Here is a 14,648-nt window from a genome sequence, read left to right as displayed (position 1 = left end):
CATCGAAGATGACATAGCCCCTGTCGCTGAATTGGACGTGTGGGCGCACCTGCGTCCACAGCTCCGCTGCCGTCAGGCGATCTCCTTGCAAGTACCGCTGAACTGCGTCATGAGCAAAATCGTCGATGTGATCGGCAAAATAGGTTTGCGTTCGGTTGATCTGTGTGGCAGCCAAAAACTCGCAGTACCGTTGCCGACTGACTTTTCGAGGTCTTCCCATCAGCTCAGAATCTCAAATTTGTCCAGTTTCGCGTAAGCCCTAAATTAAACACTCGGACCTTCCGGTGGCCCCCGCCCCTGCTACGCTTGGCCCCGTGACCCGTTCCGGCCTGTCCGACACCATCGCCGCCATCGCCACCGCTCCCGGCAGCGCGGGCGTGGGCATCGTGCGGGTCAGCGGGCCGGACGCCTTGCCGGTGGCCGACGGTGTATTCCGGGGACGGCGCGCACCCTCCAGAACAGCAGGCGGACGTTTTCTCTTTGGCGAGCTGGTGGCAGGCGACGGCGAGATTCTGGACGAGGGCCTGTGCCTGGTCTTCCGCGGGCCGCGCAGCTACACCGGCGAGAACGTGGTGGAACTGCAATCGCACGGCAGCCCAGCGGTCCTGACCCGCGTGCTGGCACGGGCGCTGGAGCTGGGCGCACGCCCTGCCCGCCCCGGCGAATTTACTCTCCGGGCGTATCTGGCTGGACGCCTGGATCTGGCGCAGGCCGAGGCCGTGCTGGGGCTGGTCGAGGCCCAGACCGATGGGGCGCGGCGGCAGGCCAGCCTGGGGTTGTCCGGGGCACTGGGCGCGCGGGTGGCGCGGGTGGCCGGCGGGTTGATCCGCGCCCTGGCCGCCATTCAGGCCATGCTCGATTACCCCGAGGAAGGCGTGCCGGACGAGGACCGCGCCGCACCGCTGGCCCACGCGCGGGCCGAACTGGAGGCACTCCTGGCCAGTGCCCGCGCCGGACAGGTCAGCACGCGGGGCGCGCGGCTGGCGCTGATCGGGCGGCCCAACGCCGGGAAAAGTAGCCTGCTCAACGCCCTGGTGGGCTTCGAGCGCAGCATCGTGACGGCCATCCCCGGCACCACCCGCGACTATCTGGAGGCAGAGCTGGAACTGGCGGGGGTGCCCGTGACCCTGGTGGACACGGCAGGCCTCCGCGAGACACTGGACGAGATCGAGGCGGCGGGGGTACGGCAAGCTCGCGCGCTGGCGAACGCCGCCGATCTGGTTCTGGTGTTAGAGGACGGGAGTACAGAACGTGAGGAGCTGCCGCTGGACGTGACCGGGAAGCCCGCGCGGGTTATTCGCCTGCGGACGAAGGCTGATCTGCCCGCATCCTGGTCCGATGCGGCCCTGCTGGACGTCAGCGCGGTGACGGGCGCGGGCCTTTCCCAGCTCCGCGAGGCGATCCGCGCAGCCCTGCTGGGTGACGCGGCGCGCGGTGAGGCGTGGCTGACCACCGAGCGGCAATCGGACGCGGCGCGGCGGGCGCTGGCGCATGTGCAGGCCGCCCAGACCCTGCCGGACGACCTGGCCGGTTACGAGCTGGAGGAGGGCTTACGTGCCCTGGCCGAGATCACCGGGCAGGACGTGCAGGAGGATGTGGTAGACGCGGTGTTCCGCAATTTCTGCGTGGGGAAGTAGTGCGTGGGAAAGTAGGAGGCTCCATCATCCATACTTCGCCCGGTGGTCCTTTTTCAGGCGGGCGTATTGCTCGTTCGCCTCGGCCTCGTCCCATTTCACCTTGAAGATGCGGGCGGATTCGGCCTTCACGGGGTCCTCGGGCTGGCGGGGCAATTCCGCACGTCCGTGCGCGCCGCTCTGGCCCTTCCTGTCGTCGGGAACGGGGCCGTCGTACTTCTTGCCGCCCTTGTGGTTGGCGTAGCGGCGGGCGCGGGTGAAGCCCATTTGTAAAAACTTGCGGGCCATGTCCGCGCCGACGAAATCTCCGTCCTGTAAATATTTCTCGAACATGCCGTAAATGGCCTCGCTGCTCTCGTGGGCCACGTCCGGTGTGGCAAAGCGCCAGTGGGGCAAAATCTCACTCTTGTACGGCTGCACCAGCAGCACGCCCTGCTCCCCCCTGCCCACGCGGTACAGCTCTGGCCGGGCGCGCAGATCGAGTTCGGCGTAGTCCAGGTCATAGTCGAATTTCGGCATTCGTTCGCCTCCACGTCACAAAAGGGTGGGCTGCCCAAACGCGCTGGCGGCCCACCCTCTCTTTCAAATCTTTTAAAAATCAGTTCAGCCGGTCGTCGTCCATGATCGCCTGGAGCATCCAGCGGATCTTGTCGATGGTGGCGGCGTAACCGTTGTACATGTCGGCGGTGGCCGGATCATTGGCCTCGTCTACCGTCTGGCTGTCGTCGCGGAACCCTCTGGAGACGCGGGTCAGGTCACTGACCAGATCGGCCACCTGCGAGCGGGCGTCGCGCACGGTTTCGGTGGGGACCTTGATCACGCTGAAGCGCTCCAGATCGCTGGGCGCGGCAATCGGACTGCCGCCCAGCGCCACCAGACGCTCGGCCTGCTCGTCGATGCCGGGGAAGATTTCTTCGATGAACTCATCGTAGGCCAGGTGCAGGTCGCGGAAGAAGCGGCCACGAATATCCCAGTGGTACTTCTTGAACTTCAGGTACATGCAGATGGTGGTGGCCAGGTTGCGCTGCAACGTCTCGGCCACCGTATCGAACTCGCTCTCCGACAGGTAGTTGTGGTCCACCAGGGCGTTGAACGGCGTATCCAGATGGGCGGCGTCGGCCTTGGACTCGCCGCCCGGAGTTACGCCGGGCTTGGCGGCCTTGGCATCGCTGGCCTGCTTGGCGGCCTTGCTGCTGGCCTTGCTGGGTGTGGAGGGACTGGCCTTGCTCTTCTTGGTCATGCCCCACGCTACCCCCGCACCCCGCGCGCGGGCCATGCGGATTTCTTTACGCTTGCGCGCTGAAGATGAGTTTGTTGCCCGAAACCTTCATCTGCACCCGTCCCGTTTCAAGCAGTTCGGTCAGGTGGGCGCTGACCACGGCGCGGTTGAGGACCACGGCCCCGACGTTGGTCATGGTCACCCCCAGCGCGCCGCACACGCGGGCCAGCAGCTCGTCAATGCTGGCCTCTCCCCCACCCACCGCGCCCAGGACCGCCGCCGTGGTCCGCTCGTAGGCCGCGAGGTTGATCGCCACCAGCCCGGCCAGATCGTCCGTGGGTTCGCCGTGGCCGGGCAGCACGGTTTTGACGCCCTCCAGCTCCAACAGTTTGGCCGCGCTCTGCTTTTGCAGCCCCGAATCGGCGCAGAAGGTCAGGGGGTGCTTTGCCAGTGCCTCCGGGCCGAACAGCGCGTCGGCAGCGTACAGCACCTCGCCCACCCGCACGGCGTACATCAATGAGGCATGCCCGGCCACCTCGATCAGTTCGATGTCGGCTCCGCCAATGCGGCACAGGCCCGGCTCCGGGGCCAGGCGGGCGGGGCTGCGCGGCGCAAGCAGGAATTTGTTCTGCAACTCGCGCGGCGGGCGTGCGCCGAACAGGGTCAACGGCTCCAGAATCGGGTGGGTGATCAGGGCGTCTTCCAGCGGCGGGGCAAAGATTTTCAACTCTGGAAAGCGCTTGAGGATGAATGCATTGCCGCCGTGGTGGTCCGCGTGGCTGTGGGTGTTCAGGATGCCGCACGGGGTCAGGCCCGCGTCTGCCACCGCCCGCAACAGCTTGCGCGCGTGCGAGTCGTCCAGACCGGTGTCGATCAGCAGGGCGTCCGCACCCCGGGCCACTACCACGACGCTGTTGACCGCGCCGGGCAGATACAGGATGCCGGGGGCCAGGGCAATCAGGGACATGCAGAACAGGGTAGCGTGGGGGACAGGAGGCACACCGATGACCCCCAATGCCAAAATGCTCGTGACCCTGGCCGAGATTCAGGCCGCGCAGACCCGCCTGAGCGAATGGGTGGACCGCACACCGCTGGTCCCCTTTCCGAACGAGAACCTGTGGCTCAAGGCCGAGAACCTGCACCCCACCGGGGCGTTCAAGTTGCGCGGGGCCTTTAACAAATTGCTGTCACTGTCAGCAGCACAGCGGGCCAGAGGCGTCGTGGCCCATTCCAGCGGCAACCACGCCGGGGCGGTGGCCCACGCGGCGCGGGCGCTGGGCATTCCGGCGGTGGTGGTGATGCCGTCCGGTGCGCCGCAGACCAAGCTGGCGGCCACCCGCGCGTGCGGCGCAGAAGTCGTGCTGGTGGGCAACGCCAGCGAGGAGCGGGCCGCGAAGGCCAGGGAAATTGCGGAGGAACGCGGCCTGACCCCGGTGCCCCCCTATGACGACGCGCAGATCATTGCCGGGGCCGGCACAGTGGGGCTGGAGATTCTGGAGGACCTGCCGACAGTGGGAACGGTACTGGTGCCGGTCAGCGGCGGCGGGCTGATCTCGGGGGTGGCGGTGGCCATTAAATCCCAGCGCCCGGACGTGCGCGTGATCGGCGTGGAACCCGCACTGGCGGCGGACGCCCAGGCCAGCCTGCGGGCCGGGGGGCGCGTGGCCTGGGACGCTGCCGACGTGGCCCGTACCCTGGCCGACGGCCTGCGCGTCACGCAAGTTGGAGAGCTGACCTGGGGACACATCCGCGTCCATGTAGATGACATCGTGACCGTGAATGAAGCGCAGATGCGGCGGGCGGTACGCGATACGGTCCTTCGCGCCCGGCTGGTGGCCGAACCCAGCGGCGCGGTCACGGTGGCGGCAGCGCTGTACGGCGGGCATAACTTTGGCCCCGGCCCGCTGGTGGCGGTGGTCAGCGGCGGCAACCTGGACGTGGGGACGCTGGTGAAATTACTTGCAGAAGAATCAGGGTGAGGGCGGAGGGAACTTGGCTCGACGCCCTCCCCGGTCATCATCCACCGATTCCCCGCTGTGCCCTTCACCCAACTTTGAGGCTGGCGGTCCATTCATGCTTTAAGAGTTAAAGTGGCAGCTTATGGAATACCGGAATCTGGGCAAGAGTGGTCTGAAAGTCAGTGAAGTCGCGCTGGGCGGCTGGGAAACCTACGGTGCGGGCGTCGATGAGCAGCAGATAGTCCGCGACATCGTGACAGCGGCCTACGAGGGCGGCGTGAATTTCTTCGATCAGGCCGACGTGTACGCGCGGGGCCGCAGCGAGGAGCTGATGGGCGCGGTGCTCAAGGAATTGCCCCGGCATACGCTGGTCATGTCCAGCAAGGTGTTCTGGCCCATGAGCGACGACGTGAACGACCGGGGCCTGAGCCGCAAGCATGTGCTGGAAAGCGTGGGCAAGACCCTCAAGCGCCTGGGAACGGATTATCTGGACATCTACTTCGCCCACCGCTACGACCCTGATGTGCCGATGGAAGAGATCGTGATGGCCTTCGATCAGGTGATCCGCAACGGTCAGGCCATGTACTGGGGAACCTCGATGTGGCCCGCCGCGCGCATTGCCCAGGCCGCAGAATTTGCCCGCGCCAATGGGCTACACGGCCCGGTGACCGAGCAACCGGAATACTCCATGCTGCGCCGCGAACGGGTAGAAAAGGAAATCCTGCCCTACACGGCGGGTGCGGGCATCGGCCTGGTGGTCTGGAGTCCGCTGGCGATGGGCCTGCTGACTGGCAAGTACGACGACGGCAAGCCCGAGGGCGCGCGCCTGACCGAGAAGGAAAACTGGGGCAAGAACTTCCTGACCGACCAGAACATCCAGAAAGTGCGGGATCTCAAGCCGGTGGCCGATGACCTGGGCATCACGCGGGCGCAACTGGCGCTGGCGTGGCTGCTGCGCCAGCCAGGGGTCAGCAGCGTGATCACCGGGGCCACCAAGGTCAGCCAGATCCAGGACACCGTGAAAGCGGCGGGCGTGCGCCTGAGCGACGACGTGCAGGACAAGATCGAGGAGATCCTGAACCCGGCGTAGGGCGACTGACCCCTCGCCCAGCCCTCTTCCCGGCGGAGAGGGCTTTTTTCTTGTTGGGGTTCTACGCCCGTTCGCGCAGCCAGGCCAGCAGCAGGTCTTCTACCAGTTCGCTGACGCTCTCGGCAGGATTGCCGTCGCCCCTGACCTCGCGCCACACGGCCCGCAGCGTTTCTTTGCGGATGTAGACGGTCTCCACGCGCTCGCCAGACTCGCCCTTGTGGCGGCCACCGGGCGCGGGGGTGGCCTTGCGAACTTTGGGCTTTTTGGCCTTCTTTTTTGGTCCGCTCTCCAGATAGTCGAAGCGTGGCATCAATCTCGCCTCACAGCAGTTCCCGCGACAGCGCCAGGATGTCGGCCCAGGCCACGGCGGCGCGGCTGTCGCGCACGCCCACGGCCAGCACGCCCAGTTCGGCGGCCTTGTGGTAGGCGGCGTACTGGCGCACCAGCGTGTTGCACACGGTCAGGCCCTCGTCGCGCAGATTCTCGCGGGCGTCCTCTCCAGCGTGGCCCACGGGCGGCACACGGGTCAGGACGATGCGGGTCTTGCGGCCCACATCGCCCGCCTCCAGCAGGAAGTCCAGCAGTTCGCGGGTGGCCTCCAGTTCCAGCGCACCCACGCCGGACGGCACCAGAATCAGGTCCGCGCGCTCCGAGAGGCGGCGCAGCTCCTTGCGCTTCGGGCGGCCCTCGGTGTCGATCAGGACGGCGTCGGCGTCGGCCAGTTTCTTGGGTTTCACGTCGTCCGGGGCCAGGACGGGAAAACCCAGCCCTGCTTCCGGCGCACGCGCTGCCCAGCGCAGGCTGCTGCCCACCCGTCCGTCCTCGTCGATAAGGACCGTGGACAGGCCGCGCCGGGTCAACGCCCCGGCCAGATGAACCGCCAGCGTACTCTTGCCCACGCCTCCCTTTTCGGACGTGACGGCAATGACGTGGGGCATGCGTGGAGCGTAGCAGACGGGACGGGCGGCGGTGTCAGGCATGATGTGGCCATGGACACCCAACGCCTGGAAACGCTGATGGCCGCCGAGGTCTACTGGACGGCGCTGGCGATGAAGCAGCAGGGCAGCCGCTTTTACCGCGCCGTCGGGGAGGCGCTGGAGGCCGCCGATGTTCCCAACCGCCGCCTGATCTACCAGACCTGGCCGGACGCCGTGTGGGACTTCTACCTGCGCGGTTTGCGCCTGGAAGCCGGGGAATCCTCGCCGTCCTGGGGCTGAAAGATGGCGGCGTAAAAGGCGGTGCGGACCAGCGTGCCGAGGGTCTGGAGCGGGCCGCTGGGCCGATTTTCCCGCACGCGCGCACGCTGGCGAGCTTTTCTCGCCTGGGCATCCGGCTCGGTGCCGCCGTCCGGCTGACCGATCAATCCCAGAAACAGGGCGCGGAGGACGGCATACAGGGCGCTGAGGGCGCTTCTCATGATCAACCACAGTACGTCATGGGGGCTTGGCGCGTTCCCGCACTACACTCCGGGACATGACCGAACCACACGATCCAACTGGCAACGCACCCACCCTGATGGCCGTCTTTGCCCACCCGGACGACGAGGCGTTCAGCGTGGGCGGCACGCTCACCCATTACGCGCGCAAGGGGGTGCGGGTGCAACTGGTCTGCGCCAACCGGGGCGAGGCGGGCAAGATCACCGTGCCGGGCATGACCGTGGACGATCTGGGCCAGCAACGCGAACACGAGCTGCGCGAGGCGTGCAAGGCACTGGGCATCCCCGCCCCCATCTTTCTGGATTTCCACGATTCGGGCCGCTACGAGCGCACCCGCCACGACGATCCGCTGGCGATGATGAACGTGACGCCGCTGGAGATCGAGACCAAACTGCGCGCCGTCATCGCGGAATATCAGCCGCAGGTGCTGGTGACCTTTGATCCACACGGCGGGTACGGCCACATCGACCACCTTCAGATCAACCGGGCCACCACCGCCGCCTTTTTCAGCACGGGCGTCCTGCCCTACGGCGGCCCGCAGCGGCTGTACTTCACGACGCTGAACGTGGAGGCCGCCAGGGGGCTATCGCGCATGGGTCAGGACCTGGATCCGGAGGTCTACGGCGTGTCCGAAAGCACCATCGCCGTTAGCATGGACGTCAGCCCCTACCGCAAGAACAAGAAGGCCGCGCTGGCCGCCCATGGCACCCAGATGGGACCCGACAGCCGCCTGGGCCAGATGTCGCCAGAAGAGCGCGACGAGATGGAAACGCGCATGCTGGGGTCTGAAAACTTCAGCATCGGCGGCACGCGCACGCCGATTCGGAACTGGCCGCTTCGGGGGTTGTTCGACGGCGTGGCGGGAGGGGAAGGGCTGGACTGAATCCAGGCTGTGTCTGGTGAATCCAGGCTGTGTCTGGTGAATCCAGGCTGTGTCTGGTGAGGGCCTGCCCGGTGGCCCCCTGTCCCGCAAGGCACGAGGGGTTATTGCGGGCGTCGCGCGTCAGGCGAGATTGCTTTACAGCGTGCCCAGTCTCCGCGCCGCGTCTGCCGCCGCCGCCGCGCCCCAGACGACGGCGGCAACGTGCAGAGCGGCGTGCAGCGCCGGGAAGCCGCCCGGCGTGGTGCAGAGCTGCGCGTCGGTCCAGACCTCGCCCCCATGCACGTCCTGTACGCCGTGGCCCCACAACGTATCGGCCAGGTCTGCCGGGCCGCCTACCTCGCGTCCGGTCAGAACTCCAGCCTCGCCCAAGAGCAGCAGGCCGCTGCCGCTTGCGCCAACAGGCAAATCAGCGTGGGCAGCCAGAAAAGATTTGAGCAATGGATCGCGGGCCGCCTTCAAGGCTCCGGGGCCGCCGGGCAGCAGCAGCGCCGCAGGTTCAGGCAGGGCGGCGTACAGCACATGCGGCGTGCTGACCAGTCCCCCCGCCGTCACGATGCTGGCGCGGGAACGGTTGACTGTCATGGCCGCGCCCTCGCCGCCGCACAACCGGCAGACCGTGACCATGATGCCCAGCTCCAGTTCGCTGACCCCCGCGTAGACGGGCAGGGCGACGATGGGGCCAGTGGTCATCTGGTCCAGTCCGGCGTCCGTCTCCGAATGGTTCACTGGGGGGAGGCCGGGGCCAGAGGCCGCAGCCGGTACTCCCGGCGGGCCAGAGGCGGGGCGACGTGGCCGTCCTCGATCAGGGCGTCGGCAGCCGCCTCCAACAGGCGCTCGATACGCAGCAGGTAAGGGCGCAGACTCTCAGGGCCATCGAAACGGCGCGGGTGGGTGTCGCCCTCGGTCAGCAGATCGAGCCAGCCGATCACAGCTCTCGCAGGTCTTCCCAGAGTTGCCAGCCCACGCCGTCGGGGGTGCCGTCCAGCAGCGGCCCCAGGGCCTGCGAGGCAGCGCTGGCGTCCTCGTGCAACTCGGTGTTGTCGGGGCGCTCGTCGTACACCCGCAGCACCGTGAACTGGTAAAAGACCTGCGAAGCGGTGGGATCGCCGTTCTCGAAAAACGCGAAGGGCGGATTGACCGTGTCCCACAGCACATGGGCACTTTCCTGCTCGGCCAGACCGGGGGGCGTGGGCAGGTCCAGCTCGCGGGGCAGGAAATGTTCCAGGTCAACGTCGGCATCCTGGGCGTGCCAGATGTAGCCTTGCAGCAGACGGATAGCGGCGCGGCCTCCGGCCTGCGGTTCGGTGGGACTCACGCCCCACAGCATACCCGTTCGGCGCGCGGGCGGGGGCTTAAGCCTTCATCCATTTCTCCCCTCTGCACCCGGACCGCAGTCAATCACTTCAGCCGATATCGGGCACCCGGACGCTACGCTATCCACATGCCCAATGTCAGTTCTTTAGAAGTGGTCTTGTTGCTGGTTTCCCTCGCCATCAGCGTCGCTTTCATTGCTGGGGCGGTCTGGCTGATCAGAAGGCTGACTGGCGGCGCAGAGCAGGGGCGAATCCGCGAGCTTGAGGCGCGCGTGCGGGAACTGGAGCAGCGTCGGCACTGACCCCGGAACCTTCTCGCTTTTTATTTCAGGGAAGCTATTTCAGGGTGGCGACACAACTGCCTGCGGCAGTGCCCTGCTTGTCGTCCTTGGAGGCATACAGGTACGCCTTGCCGCGCAGGCTGCGGCCCGATATGCCGCTCCCAGTAAACTCGCAGCCAATATACGTCTGGCCGTCGGCGGTCATGTCGAGGATCACGCCCTCGCCGGTGCTGTCATTGACATAGTAGTAGTAGGCCGTCCACTTCTGCCCGCTGGCGGTGAGCGCCATACCCCTGGGGCTGCCCTTGTCCGAACGGGCCGTCAGCGACAGCGTCCACACGCCGCGCCCCTGCACTTCCAGGGTCCAGGTCTGCCCGACGGCGGGCTTGACCGGCCATTTCAGGGCCGCCGCGCCACCAGACGGTGGAGATGCCGCGTTTCCGGCAGAGGCCGCCCCGGTCTTGACCAGCGCCTGACAGTCGCCGATGCGCTCGGGCTTGGCCTTGATGTCCTGGTAATAATAGGCCCGCCCCACCCACGGGCTGGTCCGCAGGCCGCTGATTTCAAAGGCGCAACTGGTCATGGTCTTGCCGTCCGTGGTCAGATCGATCCAGACCACGTCCGCTTTCTATCCGGTCTGGGTCTGGCCGCCCTGGGTGGCCGTGCCCCTGGCATCGCCGTTGTTGGCGCGGTCCTTGAGGGTCAGTGCCCAGCTCTCGGTCTTGGGCGTGCCGCTGCCCCGCTGGATATTGACCTGATAACTCTGTCCCAGCGCGATGGCGGGCGGCCACTGCGGCTGGGGGGTGGCGTTGCCGCTGCTGGAGGCTGTTTTTCCCGTACTGGTGGGCGGGGAAGCCGCTGCCCCGCCGGACCCCGCGCCGCGCACCACGAAGCGCGTCACGTTGGGCGTGATCAGTCCCCAGGCCACCGCCAGCGGACGGGCGAAGGGGGTGGTCGTGCTGGTGTCCTTGTTGACCCTCACGGCGCTGTTCACCCCGATCAGCAGGCCCTTTTCATCAAACACGCCGCCACCAGAATTGCCGGGGCCAGTCTGGGCGTCGTGCTTGATCCACTGCCGCCCGCTGCCCTGGGTGTTCTCGCCGGTAAAGCCGCTGACCGCGCCACTGGTGTAGGTCAGGGTGTTGCCGCCCGTGCCGGGGAAGCCGAACACGAAAAGGGGATCGCCCACGGTCAGGGCGTTGGAATCGCCCAGTTCCACAAAGGGCAGGTTCAGCGCCCCCACCGGTTTCTGATCGAAGGTTTCCAGAATACGGACCACCGCCAGGTCCAGGTTGGGATCGGCGGCCACCACCTTGCCCCAGTAGGTGGGTTCCGGCTCGCGGTCCACGAATTTGACGGTCCGCACCAGAATCCACGGCGAGATCGTGCGGCTGTCGATGTCGCCGATCACATGAAAATTGGTCAGGACATACCCTGCCGGGCTGATCACCGAGCCGCTGCCCAGCGAGCCGACCAACTTTTCACCGCTGGCGTCGGTGGGCATCAGCATCACGGTGGACTGGATGATCTTGTCCCGCGTCGCCTTGGGCAGCACCTGGGCTGCGGCGGACCCAGACAGGGCGGCCCCGCACAACATCGACGCGGCGAGGATGGCGGCAGCCACACGGATGTTCATATGCGTCTCACTATAAACGGCCCATTTGACTCCCATATGTTGGGAGAACGCCATTTTGACGGGGCAGCACGGCCCTCACTCTAGGGCGGGAAAGCGCACGCCGCCCAGTTCGCTGGTCAGGTGTGTGGCCAGCGACAGCAGCAGCGCGTCTGCGCCCGCCGGGGCCACCAGCAGCACGCCGCCGGGGCGCGTACCTGCCGGGGCGTCCGGCGCGAGGACGGGCAGCGTCAGGCTGGGATAGCCAGCCTTGGCCGCCAGCGCGCAGCCGTGGATGCCCGGAAAGACCACGGCGTCCAAACCGCCCGCGAACAGCAGATCGAAGCCCTGTTCGCGGGTCAGGCGCAGGTCGCGGGCGCGGGCCAGCCGGTAGCCCGCCTCGCTGGCATCCCCGCGCGTGCCCTGGGCCGCGTGCAAAAAAGTCTGGCCGTACTTCAGGCAGCGCTCGGCCTGGGCGTGGTTGCCCGCGATCACGTCATCCAGGCTGCGCGGGCCGTCGGTAACGCCGGACAGGTAGGCGTTCAGGTCCCCCCGGAACTCGTACTCCAGCACTTCCAGCATCACGCCGTGGCTCTTGAGTTCGGCGCGGCTGGGAAAGGTCACGCCCTGCACGGTGGCCCCGGCCCGTTCCAGCGCGGCGCGGGCCAACTTCAGGCTGGCGGCGTCGTCTTCTGAGGCGTCCGCCTCGTCGGTGATGATGCCGACCGCCGCGCCGCTCAGGGCGTTGTGGGTCAGGATCAACTCGGGGACCGGACGGCGGCGGCTGGCCCCGTCGCGCTCGTCCGGCCCGGCCATCACCGAGAGCAGCAGCAGGGCGTCGCGGGCGCTGCGGGTGATCGGCCCCGCCGTGTCCTGGCTGTGGCTGATCGGCACGATGCCGGTGCGCGGAATCAAGCCCAGCGTGGGTTTAAGTCCCACCACGCCGCTCTGGTGCGCCGGGCTGACCACGCTGCCGCTGGTCTCGGTGCCGATGGCCGCCACGCACAGCCGCGCCGCCACGCCCACGCCACTCCCGGAGGAGCTGCCCCCGGTGTCGAACTCCGCGCCCCAGGGGTTGACGGTCTGCCCGCCCTGCGAGGAATAGCCGTTGCTCATGCCCAGCGTCATGAAATTGGCCCACTCGGTCATGTTGGCCTTGCCCAGAATCACTGCGCCCGCCGCCCGCAGCCGGGTCACCAGCGGCGCGTCCACCACCGGCACGTGCGCGGCCATCAGCACGCTGCCCGCCGTGGTCGGCAGGCCCGCCACGTCGATGTTGTCCTTGATCAGGATGGGACAGCCGTGCAGGGGGCCGCGCTCCTCCGGCTTCAGGGCGTCCAGCGCGTCCGCCTCGGCGCGGGCGTAGGGATAGATGGTGATCACGGCGCGCAGGCGGGGATTCAACGCCTCCAGGCGTTCCAGGTACGTGCGCGTCACCTCGCCGCAGGTCAGGTCGCCGCGCCGGGTGGCGTCCGCCAGATCGGTGGCGTCCAGATCGAGGATGGGGTCCGGCAGGGGCAGGGTCATGCCGGACACTGTAGCGGGATGACGCAACGGGTGGCTGTGTGGAGCGATGCGGTAGCAGACAGGATCTCCAGCTCATTTGCGGGTGCGGTGGCCCCCTCACCTGCGTGCTTTAGAGCATTTGTCCGAATTACAGCATCGGGAAAGGAGACTCCCGATGCTTCCCTTCTCTCAAATACTCGGCAAAATTCACTCACTTTGTTCGGTCAAAAGTGAACACCTCTTTTGACAAATGCTCTAAGGAGGTCCCTCCCCCACGGGGTTAGAGGGGTTAGGTCCGGCAGGGTATCCGCATCCCCTCGTCCAAAATCTCCGGCCTGCACGGCCTGCACCCGAGTGCGACCTGGGGCAAGCGACGTCTCTCTCCCCATGCGCGAGCTGGTTTTAAGCGCCGTGCGCTAGCCTCACGGGCATGAGCGAGCGCCATGAGTGAACCCGTGCCCCAATCCGTGACTGTCGCCTTCCAGGGCCACCCCGGCGCGTACGGCGAGATCGCCGCGCTGAACGCCGTGCCAGGTGCCGGGCCAGAAGCCGGGCAGCCCCAGCAGACGCGCGGCTATCCCACCTTTCACGGCGTGGCGCAGGCGGTGGAGAGCGGCGAGGCGCAGTACGGCGTACTGCCGGTGGAAAACAGCCTGATGGGCGCGATTCACCAGGCCATTGACTTGCTGAGCGACACTGAACTGCACGTTATCGGCGAGGTGGTGGTGCGCGTTAGTCACTGCCTGATGGCCCTGCCGGGGGTGGAACTGACGGACCTGAAGACAGTGGCCAGCCAGCAACCCGCCCTGGATCAATGCACCGGGCTGATCCGCAAGTATGGCCTGCAACCCGTCGCCGCCCACGACACCGCCGGCAGCGCCCGCGAGCTGGCCGAGCGCGGGGCTGCCGGGGGGGCGCGTGACGAGGCCGTGATCGCCAGCCGCCGCGCCGCCGAGCTGTACGGCCTGAACGTGCTGGCCCACGAGATCGAGGACGAGCCGTTCAACTACACCCGCTTCATGATCCTGTCCCGCCATGAACCCGCGCCCAGCAGCGCGCCGCACAAGACCAGTCTGGTCTTCGCCGTGCGCCACACCCCCGGCTTTCTGGTGGAAACGCTGAACGAGCTGAGCGGCCTGAACCTGAGCCGCATCGAGAGCCGTCCACGCCGGGACCGCGCCTGGAGTTACCTGATGTACGTGGACATTGAGGGCAGCGCCCGTGACCCGCAGGTGGCCCAGGCCCTGGCAGGCGTGCTGCGCAAGGCCAGCTACGCCAAGATCATCGGCAGCTACCCACGGGCGATGGAAACGGTGGGCTAGGGGCTGAACTGAGAGGCTGTTTGAAGCCTATGGGATAGCAAATTCGCTAAGCTGTCCTGATGGATCGTCCGCTTTATCCCAGCGACCTCACGGATGCCCAGTGGGAACTCATTGAACCACTGTTGCCGCCGATTGGCGAGAGCACCTTCTGCACAACCGTTCCCAGACGTGAAATCGTCAACGGGATTCGGTACGTTCTGCGAGGTGGAATCCAGTGGCGAATGATGCCGCACGACCTCCCCAAGTGGGAAACGGTGTACTACCACCACAACCTTTGGTCAAAAACAGGCGTGTGGAAGGCCATGAATGCAGCGTTGGTGAAGATCGAGCGTGAACGCAAAGGGCGGAAGGCTGAGCCTTCCGCCGCTGTCGGTGATTCCCAAAGCGTCAAGAC

The 14,648-nt window shown here is 66.8% G+C and carries 20 protein-coding genes; 8 read left to right on the top strand and 12 right to left on the bottom strand.

Annotated elements, in window-relative coordinates; translation table 11 throughout:
- Positions 1 to 314 precede the first annotated feature (314 nt).
- Positions 315 to 1,637 carry a tRNA uridine-5-carboxymethylaminomethyl(34) synthesis GTPase MnmE gene (gene mnmE, locus Q322_RS0117405; RefSeq protein WP_029479153.1) on the top strand — a complete coding sequence of 441 codons (1,323 nt, stop codon included), beginning with the start codon at positions 315 to 317 and terminating at the stop codon, positions 1,635 to 1,637.
- A gap of 24 nt (positions 1,638 to 1,661) precedes the next feature.
- On the opposite strand, the gene Q322_RS0117400 is transcribed toward mnmE, so the two are convergent.
- The 3 genes from Q322_RS0117400 to Q322_RS0117390 all read right to left on the bottom strand — a co-directional run bounded on the left by Q322_RS0117400 (position 1,662) and on the right by Q322_RS0117390 (position 3,820).
- On the bottom strand, positions 1,662 to 2,153 hold the full coding sequence (locus Q322_RS0117400; RefSeq protein ID WP_029479152.1) for a DUF4385 domain-containing protein: 492 nt from the start codon (positions 2,151 to 2,153) through the stop codon (positions 1,662 to 1,664).
- 79 nt (positions 2,154 to 2,232) lie between these two features.
- On the bottom strand, positions 2,233 to 2,874 hold the full coding sequence (locus tag Q322_RS0117395; protein ID WP_029479151.1) for a Dps family protein: 642 nt from the start codon (positions 2,872 to 2,874) through the stop codon (positions 2,233 to 2,235).
- 46 nt (positions 2,875 to 2,920) lie between these two features.
- Complete coding sequence (locus tag Q322_RS0117390; protein WP_029479150.1) at positions 2,921 to 3,820, bottom strand: MBL fold metallo-hydrolase; 900 nt, start codon at positions 3,818 to 3,820, stop codon at positions 2,921 to 2,923.
- A gap of 37 nt (positions 3,821 to 3,857) precedes the next feature.
- Here Q322_RS0117390 and Q322_RS0117385 point away from each other — a divergent pair, with 37 nt between their 5' ends.
- Positions 3,858 to 4,832: a threonine ammonia-lyase gene (locus Q322_RS0117385; RefSeq protein ID WP_029479149.1), complete on the top strand. Its 975-nt coding sequence runs from the start codon at positions 3,858 to 3,860 to the stop codon at positions 4,830 to 4,832.
- Positions 4,833 to 4,953: 121 nt separating this feature from the next.
- The gene (locus Q322_RS0117380; protein WP_029479148.1) at positions 4,954 to 5,901 is read left to right on the top strand and encodes an aldo/keto reductase family protein; all 948 of its coding nucleotides are present in this window, start codon (positions 4,954 to 4,956) and stop codon (positions 5,899 to 5,901) included.
- Between the two features lie 61 nt (positions 5,902 to 5,962).
- Here Q322_RS0117380 and Q322_RS0117375 read toward each other — a convergent pair whose 3' ends face one another.
- Positions 5,963 to 6,211 (bottom strand): hypothetical protein, encoded by a 249-nt coding sequence (locus Q322_RS0117375; protein WP_029479147.1) that lies wholly within the window; start codon positions 6,209 to 6,211, stop codon positions 5,963 to 5,965.
- A 10-nt stretch (positions 6,212 to 6,221) separates the two neighbouring features.
- Positions 6,222 to 6,839 (bottom strand): ParA family protein, encoded by a 618-nt coding sequence (locus Q322_RS0117370; RefSeq protein WP_029479146.1) that lies wholly within the window; start codon positions 6,837 to 6,839, stop codon positions 6,222 to 6,224.
- Between the two features lie 51 nt (positions 6,840 to 6,890).
- On the opposite strand from Q322_RS0117370, the gene Q322_RS0117365 reads away from it, so the two are divergent.
- Positions 6,891 to 7,118, top strand: a complete 228-nt coding sequence (locus tag Q322_RS0117365; RefSeq protein WP_029479145.1) for a hypothetical protein — start codon at positions 6,891 to 6,893, stop codon at positions 7,116 to 7,118.
- Here the strand turns inward: Q322_RS0117365 and Q322_RS0117360 are convergent.
- On the bottom strand, positions 7,064 to 7,318 hold the full coding sequence (locus Q322_RS0117360; protein WP_029479144.1) for a hypothetical protein: 255 nt from the start codon (positions 7,316 to 7,318) through the stop codon (positions 7,064 to 7,066). The two genes, Q322_RS0117365 and Q322_RS0117360, sit on opposite strands and share 55 nt — an antisense overlap.
- 56 nt (positions 7,319 to 7,374) lie before the next feature.
- Between Q322_RS0117360 and Q322_RS0117355 the strand changes: the two genes are divergently transcribed.
- Positions 7,375 to 8,220, top strand: a complete 846-nt coding sequence (locus Q322_RS0117355) for a PIG-L deacetylase family protein (protein WP_029479143.1) — start codon at positions 7,375 to 7,377, stop codon at positions 8,218 to 8,220.
- 135 nt (positions 8,221 to 8,355) lie between these two features.
- Here the strand turns inward: Q322_RS0117355 and Q322_RS0117350 are convergent, their stop codons facing one another.
- From Q322_RS0117350 to Q322_RS0117340, 3 genes are read right to left on the bottom strand one after another with little or no spacing between them, the layout of a single operon-like run.
- The gene (locus tag Q322_RS0117350) at positions 8,356 to 8,946 is read right to left on the bottom strand and encodes a DJ-1/PfpI family protein (protein ID WP_245593308.1); all 591 of its coding nucleotides are present in this window, start codon (positions 8,944 to 8,946) and stop codon (positions 8,356 to 8,358) included.
- Positions 8,943 to 9,149, bottom strand: a complete 207-nt coding sequence (locus Q322_RS0117345) for a hypothetical protein (protein ID WP_029479141.1) — start codon at positions 9,147 to 9,149, stop codon at positions 8,943 to 8,945. Before Q322_RS0117345 ends, Q322_RS0117350 begins: the two co-directional genes overlap by 4 nt.
- Positions 9,146 to 9,535, bottom strand: coding sequence for a DUF3208 domain-containing protein (locus tag Q322_RS0117340; RefSeq protein WP_156953130.1), 390 nt, complete (start codon positions 9,533 to 9,535; stop codon positions 9,146 to 9,148). The genes Q322_RS0117345 and Q322_RS0117340 overlap by 4 nt, the downstream gene beginning before the upstream one ends.
- Positions 9,536 to 9,661: 126 nt before the next feature.
- Between Q322_RS0117340 and Q322_RS23575 the strand changes: the two genes are divergently transcribed.
- Positions 9,662 to 9,835: a hypothetical protein gene (locus Q322_RS23575; RefSeq protein WP_156953129.1), complete on the top strand. Its 174-nt coding sequence runs from the start codon at positions 9,662 to 9,664 to the stop codon at positions 9,833 to 9,835.
- Positions 9,836 to 9,869: 34 nt separating this feature from the next.
- Here Q322_RS23575 and Q322_RS0117330 read toward each other — a convergent pair whose 3' ends face one another.
- The 3 genes from Q322_RS0117330 to Q322_RS0117320 form a co-directional block, all read right to left on the bottom strand.
- Positions 9,870 to 10,433, bottom strand: coding sequence for a hypothetical protein (locus Q322_RS0117330; RefSeq protein ID WP_029479139.1), 564 nt, complete (start codon positions 10,431 to 10,433; stop codon positions 9,870 to 9,872).
- Positions 10,434 to 10,442: 9 nt separating this feature from the next.
- Positions 10,443 to 11,450, bottom strand: coding sequence for a S1C family serine protease (locus Q322_RS21930; protein WP_029479138.1), 1,008 nt, complete (start codon positions 11,448 to 11,450; stop codon positions 10,443 to 10,445).
- Between the two features lie 75 nt (positions 11,451 to 11,525).
- Positions 11,526 to 12,953, bottom strand: coding sequence for an amidase family protein (locus tag Q322_RS0117320; RefSeq protein ID WP_029479137.1), 1,428 nt, complete (start codon positions 12,951 to 12,953; stop codon positions 11,526 to 11,528).
- Between the two features lie 422 nt (positions 12,954 to 13,375).
- On the opposite strand from Q322_RS0117320, the gene Q322_RS0117315 reads away from it, so the two are divergent.
- Positions 13,376 to 14,254: a prephenate dehydratase gene (locus Q322_RS0117315; protein WP_029479136.1), complete on the top strand. Its 879-nt coding sequence runs from the start codon at positions 13,376 to 13,378 to the stop codon at positions 14,252 to 14,254.
- 59 nt (positions 14,255 to 14,313) lie between these two features.
- A partial coding sequence (locus Q322_RS0117310; RefSeq protein ID WP_029479135.1) for an IS5 family transposase occupies positions 14,314 to 14,648 on the top strand: 335 nt, incomplete at its 3' end.

The organism is Deinococcus frigens DSM 12807, assembly GCF_000701425.1.
In the GTDB taxonomy this organism is placed as follows: domain Bacteria; phylum Deinococcota; class Deinococci; order Deinococcales; family Deinococcaceae; genus Deinococcus; species Deinococcus frigens.
This window is presented reverse-complemented; position numbering and strand designations above follow the sequence as displayed.